This window comes from Chitinophaga sp. (assembly GCF_035761305.1).
In the GTDB taxonomy this organism is placed as follows: Bacteria; Bacteroidota; Bacteroidia; order Chitinophagales; family Chitinophagaceae; genus Chitinophaga.
Genome location: NZ_DASTRI010000067.1, coordinates 1 through 3,681, shown reverse-complemented (window position 1 = coordinate 3,681; position 3,681 = coordinate 1). Strand labels below are relative to the sequence as shown.

The following is a 3,681-nucleotide window of genomic DNA, read 5'->3' as shown; positions in this document are numbered from 1 at the left end:
AAATAATGCAACATTACAGCTGGTGCAGGGTATGCAGGAAATAAGGCTCAATAACGCAGAGCAGCTGAAAAGATGGGAGTGGGAAAATTTACAGGCCTACATCTTTAAGCTGAATTTTAAAAGCCTTAACTACGGGCAAATACAGCAGATCGGCGCCTTGTTCATTAACCAGGGGAAAGATTTTATTATAACATTCCTGGTAGCCAAAATGGTAGTGGAAGGTCAGCTTACTTTTGGTACCATGCTGGCGGTACAGTATATCATCGGGCAGCTGAGCAGCCCTGTATCGCAGCTGATTGGGTTTGCGCAAAGCGCACAGGATGCAAAGATCAGCATGGAGCGGTTAAATGAAGTGCATGAGCTGCAGGATGAGGAACCGGCGGATAAATCTTACCTGCACCAGCTGCCGGAAGATAAAAGCATTGAGATTGAAAATTTATCTTTTGCTTATCCCGGCGCCGGTAATGATCCGGTGCTGGAAGATGTGAATATGAAAATTGATGAAGGCAAGGTTACCGCTATTGTTGGCGTGAGCGGCAGCGGCAAAACAACCCTGCTAAAGCTGCTGCTTAAGTTCTATGATCACTTTGAAGGAAACTTAAAGGTAGGGCCCAATAATTTAAAACATATCAGCCCCTCTTTCTGGCGCAGCCAGTGCGGCGCTGTGCTGCAGGACGGCTACATATTTAATGATACCATTGCCAGGAACGTAGCCGTTGGAGATGAAATGCCGGACTACGATAAATTAATAAGATCGTGCAGGATAGCGCAGATACTATCATTTATTGAATCGCTGCCCAATGGTTTTCATACAAAGCTGGGGGCCGACGGAGTGGGTGTAAGCCAGGGGCAACGGCAGCGTATTTTGATAGCCAGGGCGGTGTATAAAGATCCGCAATACCTTTTCTTCGACGAAGCCACCAACGCCCTGGATGCCAATAACGAGAAAGCAATCGTGGAAAACCTGCACGAGTTTTTTAAAGGCCGCACCGTTGTTGTAGTAGCGCACCGGTTAAGTACGGTAAAAAATGCCGATAACATCATCGTATTACATGAAGGTAAGATCGTTGAAGAAGGCACGCATGGTTATTTATCTGCATTGAACGGCAAATACTTCCAGTTGGTAAAAAATCAGCTGGAGTTAGGCAGCTAAAGTACACCCAAACCCTGTAAAATCCCCATTGTTATGACAAATAACATTCCCATTGATAAAGAAATACTTGCTGTTCCCCTCCGGCCAAACGGCGGAAAGAAAACAGCCGCCAGGTCAGAGTTGGCAACGGAGATCATATCGCGCAGGCCCGACTTCCTGGAAGGATGGGCTTTGCCGGTTTTTTTGTGCATATTCTTATTGCTGCTGGCATCTACCTGGTTTATTGAATACCCCGATATGGTGGAGGCAAAGGCCATTTTAACCGCAAACCATGCACCAAAGGAAATTGTAACCAGGCAGGAGGGGCGCCTTGTAAAGCTGTTTAAACAAAATGACGCCGAAGTTAAAAAACAGGATATTATCGGGTGGATCGAAAGCACGGCCAGCCACCAGGAAGTAATTGCGTTATCAAAGCAGCTGGACAGCAGCATTTTTTTATTAGCCGCGGGCCGGCCCGGGAAAGTGGCTGCCCTGTTCCGCCAGCGCTTTACACACCTGGGAGAGCTGCAAATGCCCTACCAGCAATTGATTGCCGGTTACCAGCAGTTCAGCGATTATTTTGTGAACGGCTTTTACGACCGTAAAAAGAAAATGCTGGAGCAGGACATTATTTCACTTAACCAGCTCACAAAAACGGTGAACAAACAAATAGAAATAGCGGAACAGGATCTGCAGCTGGCGGAAGAATCGCTGAACATGAGCGATATGCTGTATCACCAAAAGGCAATTTCACGGGAAGAGCTGCGCAACGAGAAAAGGAAGCTGCTGAATAAACAGTCGGCATTGCCCCAGCTCAACGCTGCCGGTATCTCAAACGGCTATCAGCTCAGGGATAAGCAAAAGGAGATATTCCAGCTGGATCATGACATTGCCCAGCAAAAGCTTATTTTTGAGCAAATGCTTGAAACGCTTAAAAGCAATGTGGCCGAATGGATGCAGAAATATGTGTTAAGGTCGCCGGTTGATGGTAAAATTGCGTTTGTTGTTCCTTTGCAGGAGAATATATTTTTACAGTCAGGCAAATTACTGGGATATGTAGTGCCCACCCAAACCACCTACTACGCGGAACTGCAGCTGCCGCAAATAAATTTCGGAAAAATAGATACGGGCATGCATGTGCAGCTACGGTTTAATGCCTATCCCTACCAGGAATTCGGATTTATTGACAGTAAAATAACTTACATCTCAAAAGTGCCCTCCGACAGCGGTTTTCTTGCCACAGCCGCCATAGGCAGTAAGCTGGTTACCAACTATAACCGCCCGGTTCAATACAAGAACGGCCTGCGGGCAGAGGGGATAGTGATCACACGCAATATGCGGCTGTTCAACAGGATTTATTACAATATTGTGAAAATGGCGTCGGCAAAGAAATCGTAAGCCGGCTCCATTCCCTTTTTATGGAACACCGTTTGCTAAGGCAGTTATATGTCCACAAAAAAAATAATAGTAAGGCTTTATTTACCTATATTAATGCTGAGCCTGATATTTCAGCAACGCGTTTACAGCCAGGTAGCATCGCCGGTAGATACCACGCACCCGAAAGTGCTCACCGAACAGGAGCAGCAGGCAGCCCGCAGGGCCAACGATCTTGAACGGCAGTATGATGTGGGTGACCTGATCAACGATGTGCTGCGCCCCAACAAAAAGCCCAAGCCGCTTAATAAAAGGTCTGGTATTACGGTAGTGCCCAATATAGCAGCCAACCCTACCATTGGGTTCCAGATTGGCATAAAAGCGGTGGCAGGCAAAGTACTGGGGAAAGATCCCACCACTTACATGTCAGTAGCAGCAACTTCTGCATCCATTACCACCAAAGGCATTGTCTACTTTTATATCAGCCATAATGTTTTTACGCCGGGCAATAAATGGAACCTCCAGGGCAGCCTGGTGGCAGCCAAAACTGTTACGCCCGATTTTGGGCTGGGCATAGGCCGCGCCGCCGGTGAAAGCCATGAAAACTATATACTCTCTAATCCCACCCGGAAAGGGTATATCTGGCATGCGCAATACTATAAATTTTTTGAAAAGGTGTACCGGGAGGTAAAGCCCCATCTTTACCTGGGAGCAGGCCTGCAGTTTGATATAAGAAGAAAGATCTCCAATTCAAAATATGATACGGTGCTTACCCCGTACAGAATTTATAACCAGCGGTATGGGTTTGATGATGATCACTACCTGGCTAACGGGTTTCTTTTTGACGTGCAGTATATTACACGCGATAATCCCAACCGCGCCTATAAGGGTATGTACTTTAATGTAGGCGTGCGGGCCAACCAAACCTGGATAGGCAGCACTAAAAACGCATTGCAGCTTACGGTTGATTTCAGGAAATACCTCAGCCTGTCGGCCCGCAATCCCGAGCACGTGATTGCCTTCTGGACCTGGGGCTCGGGCGTGGTTTCCGGTGAGGTGCCCTTTCTTGAGCTGCCCGGCACCACCCGCGATCCCAGCTTCCGCAGCGGGCGCGGGTACGTGGGCGGCTATTTTAAAAGCACGCAGTTTGCTTATGCGGAAACAGAATACCGTTT

General features: G+C 47.5%; 3 protein-coding genes. All 3 read left to right on the top strand.

Going from position 1 to position 3,681, the window contains the following annotated elements:
• Positions 1–1,153 (top strand): peptidase domain-containing ABC transporter (locus tag VFS25_RS06430; RefSeq protein ID WP_326461302.1); only part of this gene is annotated, 1,153 nt, incomplete at its 5' end.
• A gap of 33 nt (positions 1,154–1,186) precedes the next feature.
• Positions 1,187–2,530 (top strand): HlyD family secretion protein, encoded by a 1,344-nt coding sequence (locus VFS25_RS06425; RefSeq protein ID WP_326461301.1) that lies wholly within the window; start codon positions 1,187–1,189, stop codon positions 2,528–2,530.
• A 93-nt stretch (positions 2,531–2,623) separates the two neighbouring features.
• Positions 2,624–3,681 (top strand): hypothetical protein (locus VFS25_RS06420; protein WP_326461300.1); only part of this gene is annotated, 1,058 nt, incomplete at its 3' end.